Below are 17,613 nucleotides of genomic sequence, written 5' to 3' on the forward strand. Positions count from 1 at the left end.
GAGAGCGATCATCGCATGGCATTCAAGGGCATTATACTGGCAGGAGGCAGCGGCACGCGGCTCTATCCGCTGACCATCGCGGTCTCAAAGCAGATCCTGCCGATCTACGACAAGCCGATGATCTATTATCCGCTCAGCGTGCTGATGCTCGCCGGCATTCGCGAGATCCTGATCATCTCCACACCACGGGACTTACCGCTCTTCCAGGAGCTTCTCGGGGACGGATCTGATTTCGGCATCGCGCTTTCCTATGCCGTGCAGCCGCAACCGAACGGGCTCGCCGAGGCCTTCATCATCGGCCGAGAATTCATCGGCTCCTCCCCGGTCGCCATGGTGCTGGGCGACAATATCTTCTTTGGCGAAGGCCTCTCGGATCTCTGCCGGCAGGCGGCGACGCGTGACAGCGGGGCGTCCGTCTTCGCCTACTATGTCAACGACCCGCAACGCTACGGCGTCGTGGCCTTTGATGGGGATGGCAAGGCGCTGTCGATCGAGGAAAAGCCCGCTGTTCCGAAATCGAGCTGGGCCGTGACCGGGCTTTATTTCTACGACAACGACGTCGTCGACATTGCCGCCTCCATCACCCCTTCCGCCCGGGGGGAACTGGAGATCACCACCGTCAACAGCATCTATCTGGAGCGCGGCACGCTGCATGTGAAGCAACTCGGCCGCGGCTATGCCTGGCTCGACACGGGAACCCTCGACAGCCTGCACGAGGCCTCGGCCTTCGTGCGCACCATCGAGCACCGACAGGGCATCAAGATCGCCTGCCCGGAGGAGATCGCGGTGGAAATGGGCTGGCTGCCGATCGAGAAGATGCTGGCGCGCGCCGAACAGATGGGGCGCAGCGAATATGGCGCCTATCTGCGCCGGCGAGCGGGGGAAATGGGAACGCCATGAGCGATATCCGCCCAACCGGCCTCGAAGGCGTTCTCGAGATCGTGCCCGCCTGTTTCGGTGATGCGCGCGGTTTCTTCTCCGAAACCTATAATGCGGCGCGTCTTGCTGAAGCCGGTGTCGATCTCGTCTTCGTTCAGGACAATCATTCCCTTTCCGGCCGGCGCGGCGTGCTGCGCGGGCTGCACTACCAGCTTCCCCCCCGCGCGCAGGACAAGCTTGTTCGCGTGGTGCGCGGCGCCATTTTCGACGTGGCGGTCGATATCCGTCGCGGATCGCCGACATTCTCCCGTTGGGTCGGCGTCGAGCTGTCGGCCGAAAAATGGAACCAGCTTCTCGTCCCCAAGGGTTTTGCCCACGGTTTCGTCACGCTCGCCGAGAATACCGAGGTCGTCTACAAGGTGACGGACTACTATTCCCCGGAGCATGACCGGTCGATCCGCTATGACGATCCGGATATCGCCATCGACTGGCCGATCGCATCCGTGGACCTCCAGCTATCGGAAAAGGACCTTGCGGCCCGCCATCTGGCCGAGGCGGATGTCTTCCCCTGATGCCGGCGGCAACGGCTGCCGCCCCCACTTTCCAAGCATTGAAGGCCCATATAGGCTTGCCCTGCTTTAGAGTGAGGCTCAATGTTCCAGTTCCTCAGAATGCGCAAGGCCAAACGGCCCGCCGTAACGCGGCCGGCTCCTGCTCCCCCTCCAGTCGATGCGCCACCGCGACAGGAAGAAAAGCCACCTGAAGGTGTCGTGTTGAACGTTTGCGAGACTGGGACGCTCGTCAGCAAGCTTGCCGTCCAGGGCAAGGACAATGTGATCACGGTCGGCGCCGGATCGCGCATCCGCGGCGCGATCCGCATCAAGGGCAACGGTCATCGGATCATCATTGGCGACAACGTCACCATGAATGTCCGGATCATCGTCGAGGGCGCCAGCAACACGATCTCGATCGGCAACCGCGTCACTCTTGGCGGGCACATTCTTATCAAGGGCGAGGAGCAGCGCGTCGAGATCGGCGCCGGTACAAAAGCGCGCGATGTCCGTCTCCTTTGCCAAGAGGGCGGCTTTGTGAAAATCGGCAGGGACTGTCTTTTTTCCCGACAGGTCGAGATCCGCACGACGGACTCGCATGCCCTGGTCAGCCGTGAAACCGGCAAGCGTATCAATCTGCCGGGCCCGGTCGAAATCGGCGCCCATGTCTGGATGGGGCTCGGCGTGTTGGTCGGCAAGGGCGTGAAAATCGCCGATGACAATGTGGTCGGGGCCAAATCCTTTGTCGCCAAGCCGTTTCTCGAAAGCGGCACGGTCATTGCCGGCGTGCCCGCCAAGGTCGTCAAACGCGGCGTGACATGGCAGCGGGACTGCAAGGCCAGGTACGATCTCGACAAGCTGGATGCCTGGCGGGCGCTTTGCCTCGCCTTGTCGATGTATCTCCTGCCGGATTTATTGCTCCTCGCCTGAACGATCCGAACCGCTGCGCGCTGGTGGTCCGGTGTCTGTCTCGTCAGGCGGGTGGAAAAGCCTCTCCCGAATTTCCGGATGCCGTCTTGCCTGCCCTTTCTCCGATCAGGGCGACAAGCTCTTCCACCTCGATCCGTTTCCCGGTTTCGGGGTGGACATATCGGGACGCCTCGATATAGGCGAAATGGAAAATCTCCTCGACGGAGCGTCTGCGTGTGCGGCGGTCCATGGGTTTGTGGTCGATGGTGGCACCCCATCCCGAATAGAACGGCACGCCGTAGCAATGCACGGGCTTGCCCGCCATGAGCGCCTCGAAGCCCATGCCGGATGAGACCACGAAAACCGCATCGACGAGGTCTATCAGCACAAACGGGTTAACATCATTGCTGACGAGGAAAACCCGTGAACGCTCCCCTTCGGGAATATAGGGCAAGTCCTCGGTATAATAACCGGACTTTCCACCGATAATGGCATCCGGATGCACCTTCACCAGAATGTCGTGGTCCGGATGGGTAGAAATCGCATCGAGAAGCATTGTTTCGAAGCTTCCCTTATTGGCAAGACCGCTTCGGATGGACTGGTCCCCACGCCGCTGGTCGACGACCAGAACCTTCGGCTCTCCGCCGCGCCCCACGGTAATGGGTGCGGTGGGAGCATGATTGTACTTCGATACACGCTTGTCGACGATCTGGCGGATGGCGAGCAAGGCCCGTTGGCGCTCCACGTCCGTCAATGCCCGCCCGTCTTCCAGCGCACGCTCCAGGCCGGATTGGCGCGTCGCATCGTAATAGGACGTGGTATCGTCGACGATGACTGAGAGCCCCGGCTCCCCCGATAACCCGATCTTCATAGAGCGGATGAAGCCGTCTTCGATGACCATCAGGGGCTTGCGAAGACGGCGCGCCAGGGATCGTTGATGATCCTTGGCGTCGGTGCGTTTCACACCCCACTGGAAGAACATCTCGACGGCCGCCATCTCCTCTACATCCTGCGTCAAGCTGCTTTTCAGCGTGCGCACATTGAGGAGCTGCGGCAAGAAACACTGGATCGACTGAAGGACCTCCTCGCTGCTGGCAATGGCCGCAACATCGATCACCTGTCCCTGCGACAGCTTTTCATGCGTGGAAGGCATCGGCTCGACCCTAGTATGGCCGGTCGCAACGTCCGTCAGATAACTGCGAATGCGATCGGATGCGTTGCTGTCGAGTGCGCCTGCACCGACGATTTCAAGCCGCTCCGCCGGATAGCCGCGCTCCAGAAAGATTTCCTGTTGAAGCCGGCTCCAAGCAAGGATGACGTCACAGACTGGCAGGGAGGTCCCGGTTTTCGGATTCCGATAGTATCTTGCAGGATCGATGGATGCGGGCTCATGCGGGAGCAGGAACGTCGGAAGGCCAAGGTCCCGGCAGGCCTCCACAAGGCTTCGCATCACCGGTGCCCGATCGGATGTCAGGACGATACCCGAAAGGATGGGCCGAAGCGGGGTGAGCTTTCGCATGATCCTCTTCCGGCAGAGATCGGGATCGGAGATCGCAAGGTGCGACAGGGAGTGCCTAACCTCCTTGCCGCCCGCGTCCTTCGGCATTTTGAAGGCAAGCAATTCATAGGCATCGCTCTTGATGCGATCGATCAGCGCATCATCGTGCTCTGGCGCCCAGGGCATATAAAGAAACACCGGCTTGCCCTGGGCAAGCACCGCAGCGGTATAGGCCGCCGGCCGCGTACGGGCAATATTCTCGATCGGAATGCCCCGGCGCTGGCAGAAGGCCCGGACGAAGTCCGGCAACTGGTTTGCGGTATGAAAAATGCCGGCCCGCCGATCGGACAGTATCCAGGGAACGCATTTCGTATGGAATTCCCATCGGGAGAGGGAGCTTTTGAACGAAAGGACGCGCTCGTCCGGAAAGTACTTTTCCAATATATCGGCGGAAGTCTTGCGCGAGAGCAGGATCCGAAGCGGTTTGTCGTCGGGCCTCAATCTTTCCCATGGGACAAGCGCATATCGATATAGCGCGTTTGCGATATCCAGAATTCTTCCTGCAACCACAATCGCCCCCCTCTCGCAGACAATCCTCACTCCCAAACCGGCAGGTTCTTTCGATTGCCTCTTGCAACATCAAGTGCAATCTTCCTTGCCGATGTAGACACGGTTGTCCAGAACAGGCTTGAACGATATTTGGCTGCATTCCCAAACTCACATCAAACCGGGGAAGACGGATATGATCGTTCGTGCCTGCCTGGTGTCGCTTCGAATTTGTGCGCCTTCGGGGGTTACCACGACATTATTCTTCACCCGCGCAAGGCTATGGGATATCGCTCTCCGCGTGAGTTGCCGTGCCTGAAATCTCAAACCTGAACATATCCGGGGTTCAGGGGGTAGCGCCCTGTCTGCCACGAGTCTCGGAAGGACCAAGAAGATTATGCATATAGCGAAACTCGTGAAGAAGCTCGCCCCCGCACTTTTCGCGCCGAAGCCGATACCTCTGCCGCCCGAATTTGCCGAACCTCCGAGCTGGTTCAAGCGCAACAGCCCCATTGCGCGCGCTTCAAATACTCCAACGTTTCTGTACCAGTCCTGGATTCCGGAGCATACGGACAAGCTGATCGATCTGGTCAGTGACGGCGAGCGCCTGCCCTTCAAGGATATCGGCATCCTCATCGATCCCGCCAACAAGAGGCGGCGGGTCGACGCCCTGCTTTATGCGGAACGGCAACCGGCGGTCTACGACCGCATGGTAATGCACAAGCTCGCGCCCTACCGGAATTCCGCCATCGGGCTTATGGTGACCCTCGACTGGGTTCCCGTGATGCGCCGCCTAGTCTACGGCGCGGCGCGGCTCGGCATTCCCACGATCCTGGTGCCGCATGAATCGGTCTTTGCCAAGGAGGACATGTATTACGTCCATCCCAGAATGGGTATGAACGTTCCCCTTTGCGATCTCGTGCTGGCCTGGGGCGATACGCAGGAGCGCATCTTCATCTCGCGGGGTTATCCGCCGGAGCGTATCGTGAAGGTCGGCGCCCCGAAATTCGACTATCTGGCGACCATTTCCACCGCCGATGCGAAGCGCGCAGCCTCGGTGCTGGGGCTCGATCCCGGCAGGCCGATCATGACCTTTGCCGCCCAGCCACTGGACAGCCAGTACGACACCGAAGTGGCGCGGGCGGCCCAGAACAAGGCCATCCTGCATCTTGCGGCGATCGCAAAGCAGGGCGACATCCAGCTGATCATCCGCACGCCGCCCTCAAGGGATTCGATCCTCGATCCGGAGGTCTACCAGGAGGTAAGCTCAAGCGGCTCCATCGTCATCGACGACGCAAGCCTCTACCTCCTGACTGCGGAGGAAACCATCGCCGCCAGCGATATCCTGATCTCCGTGAACAGCACCATGCTGCTGGAGGCAGCGCTGGCCGGCAAGGTTGCCGTCACGGCGAAATATGTCGAATTCGACCAGATCTGGGACGGATTGAAGATCCCCGTCGCGCGCACCCACTTTGAACTTGACGAGATCATCAAAAAGGCCGTCGCCCAGCCTGACTTCTTCATCAAGGGCTACGATCTCGGCTGGGCCGCCAGAGCGTTCGGGGTTGGAGAATTCGACGGCCGGGCCGTTCTTCGCATCCGGGAGATCCTCGAACAGATCCGGAACCACAGGTTCGATATCCAGTGCGGTTACGCCACGACCCGAGCGCACTTGCTCGATCGCCACGCATGATTCTGGAAGACAGCGTCCATCCTTACGGCAGGCGTGATGTTCGGCGCCATGACGGCGTTTCTCGGCACTGCGATGCTTGTCACGGCGACGATGTTTTGCGGTACTTTGGCAGTCGCGTCATCGCAAGACGCTATTAAGAGAGCGTCTTCAAAGGAGCATCAGATCGTTAGGACAGAAGCTGTGTTGCTTCCCCCTGTTTCGACAACAGCGCAATGGCTTTCCTGTCGAATGACACGAAAGTTTCGCCACCGAGCCATTTTCCTTCATAGGCGATGACGCCGTCGGCGAAATCTCCGCCCGCGTCCAGAAGCGCCAGCCCGGCCTCGACGGCCGGGCGGTTCATGACAACGTTACCCACATCAAGCAGTCTGCGGATCGCAATGGATACATCGTCCTTCGATAGCTTCGCGCCCTGCCGCAAGATCCAAACCAGTTCGCACAGAGACGGCAGCGAAACCGCAATCAAGGACGCACTTCTGAGGAGTTCGCGAGCGGCATGGCATTGGTCAGGATCATCCTGCAGGATCGCACGCGCAAGAACGTTGGTATCCGCGGTGATTTTCATTCCTCGCCTAGGCGGCCAGCCCAACCTGCCGCTGCAATGTCATTCATCTCCTCGATCGACAGCGGCTTTTTCAGCTTCACCTTGCCATCAAGCGCATGAAGAAAGCCGTCAATCGTGCCAGTGGGACGCGCCGCCCGCACCCGCAGCTCACCGTTGGGCAGCTTTTCAAACTCAACGCGTTCTCCCGGCTTCAACCCGAGATGTCGCAGCAGGTCTCGTTTCAGCGTGACCTGCCCCTTCGCCGTAATTGCAAGCGATGCCATTTTAGCCTCCGGCGGGATTGTTGCACAAATAGTAATGTAAAATCCAATTACAATCAACGCTGCCGGCTTTTGCGCCAAGCCCGCGGAAAGACGACCGCCTTCAAGAGACGACCGTGTCAGCGCCATTGGCGTGAAGAGTGCGACAAGTCTCAAAGCGAACGGTATTACCCAGGTAGAAAGCCCGAGCAAGGTACTGCCAATCCATAGACGACAAAATGGTAATGGATTGAGGCAAAGCACTCATGACGATGAAGTCGAAGCTTGCAGAGCCGATGCTCGAACTTCACTGATGATAGCTTCGCTCTGTTCAACATTGGCATAGATGGACACGTTATCGAACAGACGGTCCGCATCTTTTTGGTTTATCAGACCGCAATCAACTGCGGATTCGGAGATTGAGAGGCCGAGGTTTCTCGCATGTCGTGCGACGCGCGACGCAGCGGGATAGCCAAAAATATCGGCAAGCACCGTCGCGAGTGCGAGTGAGGAGAATGCGTCCGCGGATCCGCGGGCAGAATTGACCTCGATACCCGTCACACAGCCGGAAACGAAAAGCGGGATCGCATGTCGCATCAGCCGGATGGATTCGCTCAGACCCTCCAGAATGATGGATTCCCAAACATTGAGATCGAGTTCGCCTTCAGCTGCCCGGGTAATCGTGGCATCGTTGCCGATCACCCGGAAGGCGACCTGCATGATCATCTCCGGCAGGACAGGATTGACCTTCCCAGGCATGATGGACGAACCAGGCTGCACCGCCGGCAGAGTGATTTCGTTGAGACCGGCACGAGGGCCCGACGCCATAAGCCGTAGATCGGACGCGAGCTTGGACAGGGTGACCGCAATCGTCTTCAGCCACGCCGAGACGCGGATCCAGAAATCCGCATTTTGCAAGGCATCGAAGAGGTTGGGGTCGGCATGATAGCGCTTGCCGGTCAGGGCCTGCAATTCGTCGAAGATGAAGGCCCGATACTGCGTGGAAGCGCCAAGACCGGTTCCAACCGCGGTGGCCCCGAGCGGCAAACCCAGGCAACCATCTTCGAGAATCCGAAGTCCGGCCGCCTGCCGCTCGAATGCGGCTCGGTATCCCGAGAACTGCTGGCCGAAGGTGATGGGCAGCGCGTCCTGAAGACAGGTGCGGGCGAGTTTGACGACGCCTGCGTATTCTCTCTCTTTTCGGGATATGGCCTCCGTCAGGCCTGTGAGGACCTCCGCAAGGGCATTCAGCTCTCCACCGATCGCCATTTTCATGGCGGAAGGGATGACGTCGTTGGTGGATTGGCTCATGTTGACATGCGTGTTCGGATGCACCGGATCCGGCCGCAATCGCCCGGTCAAGACTTCGCTCGCCCGGTTTGCCAGCACCTCGTTCACATTCATGTTCGCCGCCGTTCCGCCCCCGCCGTGATAGATATCCACGGGGAAATCCTGCCTGCGCATGTCCGTCAGGCAGGCGGCAGCAGCAAAATCTATCGCATCGGCCAAGTGTGGCTCTAACTTGCCCGCGCGCCGGTTGGCACGTGCGGCAGCGCGCTTGATCGTCAGGATGGCCGGGACGAACCCCTCCATATCGGCAATGGTGCGGCCGGAGATCGAAAAGTTCTCGATGGCACGCACGGTCTGGATTCCGTAGGCGATGTCATCGGATATCAGTCGCGTGCCAAGCGCATCCTCCTCTAGGCGAGCGGACGGGGCGGACGTTCCTGGTGGAGTTGGGGCCTTCGACATCATTGAACCGGTTACACCTGACTGGTCATCCGCGCCCGATCTCCTCGAAGATCCGGATCCAGCTTCTGGTGCCTCGGTGAAGCCGCTCGCCGTCATAGCGCTCGTCGGGCGCGTGGATGGCGTCGCTCGGAAGAATGAAGCCGATCACCACGCACTCGGTCTTAAGGACGTCGCTGAACTGTTCAACCAGCGGGATGGCGCCGCCCGTGCCGCGCAGGATGGCGGGCGTCCCCCATTCCTTTTCCAGTCCGCGCGCAGCTGCCTTCAAGAAGGGGCTGTCCTGCGACAGCACGACGGCCAAACTGCCGCCATGACCCTCGAACTCCACCCGGCAGCCGTCCGGGAGCAAACGTTCGACATGGTTGCGAAACCGTTGGCGGATCGTTTCCGGTGATTGCCCGGCGACAAGGCGGAAGGAAAGGCGTGCTGTTGCCGTTCCCGGCAGAACCGAGCGTTCACCGGGGCCCTGATTGCCACCGGTGATGCCGTTGATGTCGAGCGTCGGACGGCCCCACATGGCCTCGATCGGCGAATAGCCCTCCTCCACAATCCCACCGGTGAGATCGACATCGGCAAACAGCTCCGGCTGTTTCGAGAGCGCCTGCCATTGCCGGCGCACCGAGTCCGGAATGTCGCGCACGCCGTCATAGAAACCCTTGATGGCAACGCGTCCCTTGTCGTCATGCAGGCTTGCCAGAATGGTACCGAGAACCCGGATCGGATTGGCGGCGACGGCACCATAATGCCCGGAATGAAGGTCGGGATTCGGCGCGGAAATCGTCATCCGCTCATGCACGAGACCCTTGAGCTGGGTGGTAATGGCCGGCTCGGTCGCCGACCACATCTCTGCATCGCAGATGAAGGCGACGTCGCATGCCAGGTCCTGCCTGTGCGCCCTGATGAAATCGGGCAGGCTCGGCGATCCGCACTCCTCCTCACCTTCGAGCATAACGATGACCTCTGCGGGAAACTCACCATGCACGCTCTTCCACGCCCGCAGCGCCTCGATGAAGGTCCAGAGCTGGCTCTTGCTGTCGGATGCGCCGCGCCCGTAGAACCGGTGAACGCCATCCTCCTTGAGGATGGTCGGTGCGAACGGCGGATGTTTCCATTGGTCTAGATCGCCGACCGGCTGGACATCGTAATGTCCGTAGAACAGCAGGCGTGGGGCGTTCACGGCCGTGCCGATAGCGGAGCGAGCCAGCACGACCGGATGGCCCTGTGTCTCGACAATTTCGGCGACAAGCCCGATGGTTGAGAGCTCACGTTTCAGCCACTCCGCCGCCTGCGCGATACCGTCTTTCCCCGATGGCTCGCTGGAGATTGATGGTATAGAGACCAGTTCCAAGAGCTTGCCGAGCGCGGTATCGAAGTTTCCGTCGATATCGCGGAGCACGTCTTCTGTCTTGGGCACGCTTCATCCTTCCGGATCTTGTGGAAATCTATACTCGCGATATCAGCCCTGGCGGGCCGTCTTCGCAGGCATCTCTCTGGCCACCCTGCGCGTCTCGGCATCAAGAGTCGCGAGCAGTCGCTCGATATCAGCCCAAAGCTCGCCCTCGTCCTCGAGCCCGATACTGAGCCGGAGGATGACGAGAGGGCCGGCCCAGGCCGTCGCGCTGCGGAAGCCCTCGATGGACATGGGCGCGGCTAGGCTGCGCGTGCCGCCCCAAGAGGCTCCGATGGCAAAGACCCTCAAGGCATCAAGTGAGGCTGCGACATGCGCGGACACCTCTTCGTTGAAGACGACGCTGAACACGCCGCTCGAGCCGAGGAAATCCCGTTTCCACAGCGCGTGACCGGGAAAGGTTTCAAGGGCCGGATGAAGGACCTGTTCGACGGCCGGGTGGCTCGCGATCCGGCGGGCGAAATCCAGAGCCACCCGTTCGGAATGCCGCAGCCGTACGCCCAGCGTTTCGAAGCCGCGCAGGACGAGCGATGCATCGTCGGACGAAACGCCAATGCCCATGCGGCCGATCAGCGAACGGATCGGCTTGATCAATGCGGCATCCCGGATGGTGATCGACCCCATCAGCACGTCGGAATGACCGGATACGAATTTGGTCAGCGCTTCCGTGACGATATCCGCCCCATGCGTGAGGGGTTTGAAATTGAGCGGCGTCGCCCAGGTATTGTCGACACCAACCAATGCGCCATGTTCATGGGCGATATCCGCAATCCTCGGCAGATCGAGGATCTCCATAGTGGTGGAGCCGGGGCTTTCGCACCAGACGACCCTCGTCGATTTCCGCATCTTCGAGACGACGTCTTCCGGCGACTGGGGATCGAAGAATTCAACCTCGACGCCGAGACGGCGCAGATCGGTCTCCGCCAGGTCTCGCATTGGGGGATAGGCGGTATCGGCGATCAGGATATGATCTCCCACCGTTAGGAATGGGAGCACCGCGAGCGCATTGGCGGCCTGCCCTGACGGAGCAAGAAAACTCCACGCGCCACCTTCGAGGCTCGTCAGCTTGGCCTCAAGGGTGCGTGTCGTCGGCGTGCCGTAAAGGCCGTAGGAATAGCCCTCGTGGCCGCGCCCGCCGCGGGATTCATAGGCCGCTGCATCCTTAAAGACGATCGTCGAAGCACGATGCACGCCTACCCGAGCGGTGCAAAACCCTCTGTCGAGACGTCTGGCGTGAGGACGCATTGGGTGAGATCGTTCATGGACGAACCTTTCCGGAGAAACGCCGAACGCTGACGGAAACCAATTCCGAAACGAGCATTCTTGCGCTACTGCTATTCTTTGAGGTTATTAATTTCGTACGGAGTGGATGGTGAACCTTAGGCAGGTCGAGGTCTTCAAGGTGGTAATGACGAATGGCACCACAGCGCGGGCTGCCGAGGTGCTGCATGTCTCCCAGCCCGCCATCAGCAAGATGATTCAAGAGCTCGAACGCTCGCTTGGCTTCGACCTTTTCAAGCGCATCAAGGGACGGCTGCAACCGACCCAGGAAGGTCAGCTCTTCTTCCGGGAGGTCGAGCAAGCATTCCTGGGGCTGACGCATCTGCGCGGCGCGGCCGCCCGCATCCGCGACTACGGTTCTGGCGAGATCAGGATCGCCTGCCTTTCGGCCCTGTCTACCAATGTCGTGCCCCGGGCCCTGCACGCCTTCATGAAGAGCAACCCGAATGTGGCCATCACCTTCCAGGCACGCATGTCCTCCAATGTCCGTGATCTCGTCGCCACCGGGCAGTTCGACCTCGGTATCGTGGCCGACGAGATCGACCGCACGGGCGTCGAGGTCAAGGAATTCGCCCAGTTCCGTGTGGCTGTCGCATTGCCGAAAGGACATCCGCTCGAGGCGCTCGAGATCATCCGTCCCGCCGACCTCGCCGGTCAGGCTTTTGTCGCGCTCGCGCCCGAAGACACGACCCGGCGTGAAGCTGAGATCGCCTTCGCAGAGGCGGGCGTCTCCGTTCGTACCGTGATAGAAACGCCTTACTCGACGACGATCTGCGCCATGGTTGCTGCTGGCATCGGCATCGGGCTGGTCAACCCGCTCACCGCCGAGCCTTATCAGGGTCACGGTCTGACGCTCAGGCCTTTCGAGCCGGCGCTTCATTTCCGCACGCTTTTGATCACGCCGCCCAACCGCCTTCCATCCACGATCCTTGAAGACTTCATCCGGGAACTGCGCAACGCGATCTGAGCCTTTTCCTTCGGTCACGAGCATGCTCAGAGAACCTTGGAAAGAAAGGCCGCGGTTCGCGGATTTTGCGGATTGGCAAGCATCATGCGCGGATGTCCCTCTTCGACGATTTGCCCTTGATCCATGAACACAAGGTGGCTGCCCACCTCTCTGGCAAAGCCGATCTCGTGGGTGACGACGACCATGGTGATGCCGCTTCGTGCCAGATCCTTGATGACGTCGAGCACCTCGCCGACCAGTTCGGGATCGAGTGCGGATGTCGGCTCGTCGAACAGCATCACCTCCGGCTCCATGGCGAGCGCACGGGCTATGGCGACACGCTGCTGCTGGCCGCCGGAAAGCTGGCCTGGATATCGGTTTCCGAACCCCTCCAGACCGACGCGGTTGAGGAGCTCATCAGCTTTCCTGCGCGCCTGCTCCCTTGGCCAGCCTTTCACATGCGAGGGGCCTTCCATCACGTTTTCCAGAGCTGTCATGTGCGGGAACAGGTGGAAGCGCTGAAAGACCATTCCGGTAAGCCGTCGCTGCGTTGCGATCTGTCCCTTAGACAACGGGTGAAAGCGGCCGTCTCGTTCGGTAAAGCCCTGCAACTCGCCCTTAAGGAAGACACGGCCCGCCGAAATGCTCTCCAACTGATTGATGCATCGAAGCAGCGTCGACTTGCCGGATCCCGAAGGGCCGATGGCAACACAGACTTCGCCCCGCCTCACGCGCAGGTCCACACCCTTGAGAGCATGCACATGGCCGTAGAACTTGTGGATGTTCTGCATCTCGACGCAAAACTCGGAAATATGTGCGTCCATGACCTACTCCATCCGTGCCGGATGAACGGAAACGCCCTTACCAAAATGGCGCTCGAGGAAATGCTGGCCGACCATGAGCAGGCTGGTGATCGCGAGATACCAGGTGCCGGCCACCAGCAGGAGCGGGATCGGTAGGTAGAGCCGATTGGAGATGGCATTGGTCGCGAATGTCAGATCAAGCGTAAACGGGACGGCGAGCACCAGCGACGTCATCTTCAACATGCCGATGGTTTCGTTGCCCGTGGGCGGAATGATCACCCGCATTGCCTGCGGCATGAGAATGCGCCACCAGATTTTCGCCGGCTTCATGCCGAGCGCCTGCGCGGCTTCGGCCTGTCCCCTGTCGAGCGAATTGAATCCGGCGCGGAATATCTCCGTCAGATAGGCCGACTCGTTGAAACCGAGGCCGAGGATCGCGGCTATGGCCGGCGTAACGATAAGTTTCGTCTCGACGCTGACGATCTCGGGCCCGAAAGGAATGGCGAGGCTGAGGTTCGGGAACAGCACCGCAAACAGGCCCCAGAACAGCAACTGCGTGTAGATCGGCGTTCCTCGGAAGAACCACACCCAGCCATAGGCAATGCTGCGAAGGATGGGATTGTCGCTGTCGCGCATGATGACCAGCAGGGCTGCGACCACGATCGCCACCGTCATTGCAACAACCGTCAAAAGCAGCGTCCAGCCTACGCCGCGAATGACCTGCGGAGAAAACAGATAGGTCGAGTAGATGTCCCAATGGAAATTGGGATTGGTCGAAACGGCCTGTCCGATCTGCAAAGCCAGGACCGCCAGGATAGCAATGGCAAGCCAGCGACCGGGGTGACGCCGCGGGACGACGACATTGCGCGTCACCGCCGGCTTTTCTATGGAGACCGGCTTGATACCGATCCCCATGTTATCGATTTCGGAAGCCATCAGATCTTGACTTCGGGGTTGACCATCGCCTTCTCGACAATCACCGAGCCGACGCCCCAAGTGTCGAGCAGCGCCTTGTAAGTGCCGTCCGCGATAAGAGAATTGATGGTATCTGCAACGAGTTCGGTCAAAGCCATGTCCGACTTTGCGACCGCGATACCGTTTGGGCCGTGTTTGCTGAGAACGCCGTCACCTGGCTTGAGCGTTTCAAATGCACCTGACGACTGCTTGGCGGCGTATCCGATACCGGCTTCGCCGGAGACCGTCGCGTCGGCGCCGCCAGCGGCAACGCGGGTGAGGGCTTCGGGCTGCTTGGAGAATGGCAGGATTTCAATCTCTGCTTTGCCGGCAGACTTGCAGAGGTCGTTTTCCTCGATGACCGCCTTTTCGTGGTAGCTGCCCGACTGAATGGCAATCTTGCGACCACAGAGATCGCTCGGGTCAAACTTCGTCGGGTTGCCGGCCTTGACGGCCCACATGCTGCCCGTATCCGCGTAGCTGACGAAATTGACGGCTTTCATGCGTTCATTGGTGATGGAGAAGGCCGAAACACCGAGATCGAACTTGGTGCCGAGAGCGGGCAATATCGCTTCGAATGCAGAGGTCTGGAAATCAATTCTCACGCCGAGCTTCTTGCCGATCGCGTTAGCGATGTCGACGTCGATGCCCTCGGGTGTCTGGCCGTCCTTTTCACTCAGGAATTCCCATGGAGCATATGCCGTATCGGACCCGATCGTCAGCACGCCGGCCGACTTGATTTTCTCCGGCACGCGGGCGGCCAGGGCCTCGTCGGTCTTGATCGAGGAGGTATCGAAGCTTTGAGCTGTTGCAGCGTTACCGGAAGCGGTCAATGCGATGGCTGCAATCATTGGCAAGAAGGCGAGTGTCTTGAACATTGATGTTCCCCATATCGTTTTGGGACGGATTGAGTGACGCTTGGGAGGACCGACATCATCATCCGACTCTGCCAGTATGGGGGGAGCGGAAAAGGCCGTCCAATAATAAGATTGGCCCACTCTATTCTCACAGGTTATTGCTCTCGTCCTCGATGCCGTGAATTCGGCGTCAAGACGACGTACGCCGTTCGAACTGAGTTACAGCAATCCCGATCGCGCAACTCGAAATCTCAGCTCAGCTTCGGGACTAGGGGACGTTTGGTCCAGAGGCGTTGTAGTGGCGGCGAAGGGCAAGGCGATGACCGGCAAGATTGATGCGGCACGCGAGAAGATAGCCCTTTCCGTCTCTGCAAGTTGGGAGCCAAGCGAGATCGACAAGCTTGTGCGGTTAATGTGAAAATTTGCAGACGTGATTGGAGATCAATCCGAGAACTCGACCACGCCTTAAGTCACTTCATCTCGATTGATAGTGGCGATGCAAAAACCGGCCACGGACCAGCGGAACAATCCTACTGCAGGCAAAATCCCTTTTGGGCTGCTTCTGTCCCTACTTTCGAATTCAACAATCCGTTGAACCCGGTTCCGACCTCAGTTCTACCTTTTTGCGAAAAAGCATAGCGGCAGGTTGTCGCCTTCCGTCACGTACATTCACGATAGAGTTCGATCGATGGCACGTGCGCATCGATCATGTCGCGGACTTTGGCTGCCATCGGCAGATTGTTCTTCTCGGCGTCCCAGACCACGCGGAAACGCTCCACCGTTTCACGCGCCGTGTCGAGCACCAGATTTTCGGACAATTCCGCCTTGGCAGCAAGATGCGCCAGCTCATCCATCGATAGCGCCGCCATTTTCTTCGTGCGCGAGAAATTCAGCGCCGCCGTGTCTTCGCCCTCGATATAGGGGATCGTCGATAGCAGGTCGTAAGCGGGGGAAAGCATCGGTGTTCGCCTATCGTGATAGATGAGCGACCAGTTCTTCAGATGCATGTCACCATTACCGATCAGGGTACTGAACACGAGCCGCCGGATGAACTCGGCGACATCAGCCGCCCCCGTCTCGATTCCCAGGACGCGACCGATCATGCGGTAATTACCCTTGTCGTATTTGTGATCGGGAAACACACCGAATATCTGCGCGAAATCCTCGATATGGATCAGTCCGTCCGCTGTGCGGTCAAAACGTCTGATCGCCAACGCTTGCCCCTGCAGCTCGCCAATGCCTTGCGGCAGGCCGCTGACGGCATTGAGATCGACCAGCTGGATTTGGGGTACATGCATGCCCATCAGGTTGGCGATCGTCATCATCGAGAACTCGTTCTCGGGTACGCCGCTATATTGCTGCGACGGCAGTTTCACGATCCACGAACCACCCGTTCCTTCCGCCGGAATGGTAAGTCCGCCGCCCTTGCCGTCGTTTTTGAACGCCGAGAATTTCAGCTGCACGCCGGCCAGCGAAAAACGCAACGCGTTCGGTCGTGCTTCGATCCCGTCCAGTTCGTCGTCCGGAGGCGTATCATCGCCTTCGGAGGGATGCACGGTCACAGCACCCGGCAGGTCGCGGCCCAGCATCCACAGCAGGAAGAATTCTCGCGTTGGTTTCACGCCGGCACGATCAGCGAGATACCTGCGCAGCGGCCCTTCCGGCAAAAGATTCGAAAAAAAAGGTGGCACAACCATGTTATACGGTCGGAACTTTGTAACCAGCGCGCCGAACGTATCCTTGTAGGAGAGGCTGAGCGTGGGTCGCCTTTCGTCTTCAATATAGGCCTCGTTGAAGGCGAAGATGGTGCGTCCGTCCTGCAGGTTGGTCAGGGTCGCAATCAGTTCGCCGTACAGCCTGACATCCAGCACGGTGACCTTAGGCATCTTCGTCCTCCTCATCCAGCGCATAGGCCGAACGAGGAACGGCGTCATCGCGGTCGCGATGCACTGCCGCATTACGCAGGTGTCTTATGGCGCGCGCGAACTCGCCCAGCGCCTTGCTGGTTGGCGGATCATCCTGCCAATGATCCAGTTGAAGGGACACGTCCCTGAGCCTGTCCAGCTCGTCGGCCGATAGCGGCAGATAGCGCAGGAGCGCGAGGCTGTCTTTGAGCGTATCTGCCTCCGAGGAGATGGTGAACTGCTCCCTCCCCTTCGCCAGCCAGCGCTCGAGGCGCCTGACCAACTTGCGCTGCTGTGAAGTCAGCATGTCGCCGGTGACCGATGCACTCCCCAGGATATTACCGATCGCCGGCATGAGCTTTTTCGGTGCAAGCACGATCTCCAGATCGAGCGCGCGCGCGACATCCACGAGGCTGGAAAGCCCCGGCTCCATTGTGCCCCGCTCTATCTGGGAAATATGGCTTTGCGTCAGACCCGAGCGCGCACTTAGCTCGCGCTGGCTCATGTTCCTAGCCTCGCGTACTGCGCGTATCTGCTGGGTGATGTGCTCGGTCTTATACGACATAACATGATCCTGTATCACATGTAGCCATTCATACAGGATAATATATAGGAACTTCTACCAGCATTGACAATAATGATATTCAATAGCGTATTATTCGAGAAATTCATATATTATAATATATCAAATTAGTTCGAGCAGCCCCTGTAGGATGGCCGGGCACAGGCAAATCGACTTTTCTAACGTCCCGGTTAGGGGTCGGAACGTAAGCGTGACGTGATGGTCGCGTTTTGATGCGACGCCGAAGGCCAAGTGTCCACTTAGAG

The 17,613-nt window shown here is 59.4% G+C and carries 15 protein-coding genes and 1 pseudogene; 5 read left to right on the top strand and 11 right to left on the bottom strand.

Annotated elements, in window-relative coordinates:
* Positions 1-15 precede the first annotated feature (15 nt).
* The 3 genes from rfbA (at position 16) to shn_RS34265 (ending at position 2,360) form a co-directional block, all read left to right on the top strand.
* The gene (gene rfbA / locus shn_RS34255) at positions 16-900 is read left to right on the top strand and encodes a glucose-1-phosphate thymidylyltransferase RfbA (protein ID WP_064334882.1); all 885 of its coding nucleotides are present in this window, start codon (positions 16-18) and stop codon (positions 898-900) included.
* Complete coding sequence (gene rfbC, locus shn_RS34260) at positions 897-1,451, top strand: dTDP-4-dehydrorhamnose 3,5-epimerase (protein WP_064334883.1); 555 nt, start codon at positions 897-899, stop codon at positions 1,449-1,451. Before rfbA ends, rfbC begins: the two co-directional genes overlap by 4 nt.
* An 81-nt stretch (positions 1,452-1,532) precedes the next feature.
* On the top strand, positions 1,533-2,360 hold the full coding sequence (locus shn_RS34265) for a hypothetical protein (RefSeq protein WP_145926166.1): 828 nt from the start codon (positions 1,533-1,535) through the stop codon (positions 2,358-2,360).
* Between the two features lie 43 nt (positions 2,361-2,403).
* On the opposite strand, the gene shn_RS34270 is transcribed toward shn_RS34265, so the two are convergent.
* The gene (locus tag shn_RS34270; protein WP_064334885.1) at positions 2,404-4,338 is read right to left on the bottom strand and encodes a hypothetical protein; all 1,935 of its coding nucleotides are present in this window, start codon (positions 4,336-4,338) and stop codon (positions 2,404-2,406) included.
* A gap of 442 nt (positions 4,339-4,780) precedes the next feature.
* On the opposite strand from shn_RS34270, the gene shn_RS34275 reads away from it, so the two are divergent.
* Complete coding sequence (locus tag shn_RS34275) at positions 4,781-6,076, top strand: hypothetical protein (protein ID WP_064334886.1); 1,296 nt, start codon at positions 4,781-4,783, stop codon at positions 6,074-6,076.
* Between the two features lie 166 nt (positions 6,077-6,242).
* Here the strand turns inward: shn_RS34275 and shn_RS34280 are convergent, their stop codons facing one another.
* From shn_RS34280 to shn_RS34300, 5 genes and pseudogenes are all read right to left on the bottom strand, one after another.
* Positions 6,243-6,641, bottom strand: coding sequence for a type II toxin-antitoxin system VapC family toxin (locus tag shn_RS34280; protein ID WP_064334887.1), 399 nt, complete (start codon positions 6,639-6,641; stop codon positions 6,243-6,245).
* Positions 6,638-6,904: an AbrB/MazE/SpoVT family DNA-binding domain-containing protein gene (locus tag shn_RS34285; protein WP_064334888.1), complete on the bottom strand. Its 267-nt coding sequence runs from the start codon at positions 6,902-6,904 to the stop codon at positions 6,638-6,640. The genes shn_RS34280 and shn_RS34285 overlap by 4 nt, the downstream gene beginning before the upstream one ends.
* 240 nt (positions 6,905-7,144) lie before the next feature.
* A complete protein-coding gene (locus tag shn_RS34290; RefSeq protein ID WP_245337567.1) occupies positions 7,145-8,521 on the bottom strand; it encodes a lyase family protein in 1,377 nt (458 codons plus the stop codon).
* Between the two features lie 136 nt (positions 8,522-8,657).
* Positions 8,658-10,046: a M20/M25/M40 family metallo-hydrolase gene (locus shn_RS34295; protein ID WP_064334889.1), complete on the bottom strand. Its 1,389-nt coding sequence runs from the start codon at positions 10,044-10,046 to the stop codon at positions 8,658-8,660.
* Positions 10,047-10,088: 42 nt separating this feature from the next.
* A pseudogene (locus shn_RS34300) lies at positions 10,089-11,302 on the bottom strand (PLP-dependent aspartate aminotransferase family protein).
* A gap of 107 nt (positions 11,303-11,409) precedes the next feature.
* Between shn_RS34300 and shn_RS34305 the strand changes: the two are divergent.
* A complete protein-coding gene (locus shn_RS34305) occupies positions 11,410-12,288 on the top strand; it encodes a LysR substrate-binding domain-containing protein (RefSeq protein ID WP_145926167.1) in 879 nt (292 codons plus the stop codon).
* Between the two features lie 26 nt (positions 12,289-12,314).
* On the opposite strand, the gene shn_RS34310 is transcribed toward shn_RS34305, so the two are convergent.
* The 5 genes from shn_RS34310 to shn_RS34330 all read right to left on the bottom strand — a co-directional run bounded on the left by shn_RS34310 (position 12,315) and on the right by shn_RS34330 (position 17,350).
* Positions 12,315-13,091: an amino acid ABC transporter ATP-binding protein gene (locus tag shn_RS34310; protein WP_064334890.1), complete on the bottom strand. Its 777-nt coding sequence runs from the start codon at positions 13,089-13,091 to the stop codon at positions 12,315-12,317.
* A gap of 3 nt (positions 13,092-13,094) precedes the next feature.
* A complete protein-coding gene (locus shn_RS34315; protein WP_064334891.1) occupies positions 13,095-14,006 on the bottom strand; it encodes an amino acid ABC transporter permease in 912 nt (303 codons plus the stop codon).
* Positions 14,006-14,902 (bottom strand): ABC transporter substrate-binding protein, encoded by an 897-nt coding sequence (locus shn_RS34320; protein WP_064334892.1) that lies wholly within the window; start codon positions 14,900-14,902, stop codon positions 14,006-14,008. The genes shn_RS34315 and shn_RS34320 overlap by 1 nt, the downstream gene beginning before the upstream one ends.
* Positions 14,903-15,540: 638 nt before the next feature.
* Positions 15,541-16,767 (bottom strand): type II toxin-antitoxin system HipA family toxin, encoded by a 1,227-nt coding sequence (locus shn_RS34325; RefSeq protein ID WP_064334893.1) that lies wholly within the window; start codon positions 16,765-16,767, stop codon positions 15,541-15,543.
* Positions 16,760-17,350 (bottom strand): helix-turn-helix domain-containing protein, encoded by a 591-nt coding sequence (locus shn_RS34330; RefSeq protein WP_064334894.1) that lies wholly within the window; start codon positions 17,348-17,350, stop codon positions 16,760-16,762. Before shn_RS34330 ends, shn_RS34325 begins: the two co-directional genes overlap by 8 nt.
* Positions 17,351-17,613: the final 263 nt, after the last annotated feature.

Source organism: Shinella sp. HZN7, assembly GCF_001652565.1.
Classification (GTDB): domain Bacteria; phylum Pseudomonadota; class Alphaproteobacteria; order Rhizobiales; family Rhizobiaceae; genus Shinella; species Shinella granuli.

Coding starts and splice junctions, on each gene's coding strand:
- shn_RS34315 (WP_064334891.1), bottom strand. CDS start 14,006: ATGGCTTCCGAAATCGATAACATGGGGATCGGTATCAAGCCGGTCTCC.
- shn_RS34275 (WP_064334886.1), top strand. CDS start 4,781: ATGCATATAGCGAAACTCGTGAAGAAGCTCGCCCCCGCACTTTTCGCG.
- shn_RS34330 (WP_064334894.1), bottom strand. CDS start 17,350: ATGTCGTATAAGACCGAGCACATCACCCAGCAGATACGCGCAGTACGC.
- shn_RS34325 (WP_064334893.1), bottom strand. CDS start 16,767: ATGCCTAAGGTCACCGTGCTGGATGTCAGGCTGTACGGCGAACTGATT.
- shn_RS34265 (WP_145926166.1), top strand. CDS start 1,533: ATGTTCCAGTTCCTCAGAATGCGCAAGGCCAAACGGCCCGCCGTAACG.
- shn_RS34310 (WP_064334890.1), bottom strand. CDS start 13,091: ATGGACGCACATATTTCCGAGTTTTGCGTCGAGATGCAGAACATCCAC.
- rfbA (WP_064334882.1), top strand. CDS start 16: ATGGCATTCAAGGGCATTATACTGGCAGGAGGCAGCGGCACGCGGCTC.
- shn_RS34280 (WP_064334887.1), bottom strand. CDS start 6,641: ATGAAAATCACCGCGGATACCAACGTTCTTGCGCGTGCGATCCTGCAG.
- shn_RS34285 (WP_064334888.1), bottom strand. CDS start 6,904: ATGGCATCGCTTGCAATTACGGCGAAGGGGCAGGTCACGCTGAAACGA.
- shn_RS34305 (WP_145926167.1), top strand. CDS start 11,410: ATGGTGAACCTTAGGCAGGTCGAGGTCTTCAAGGTGGTAATGACGAAT.
- rfbC (WP_064334883.1), top strand. CDS start 897: ATGAGCGATATCCGCCCAACCGGCCTCGAAGGCGTTCTCGAGATCGTG.
- shn_RS34320 (WP_064334892.1), bottom strand. CDS start 14,902: ATGTTCAAGACACTCGCCTTCTTGCCAATGATTGCAGCCATCGCATTG.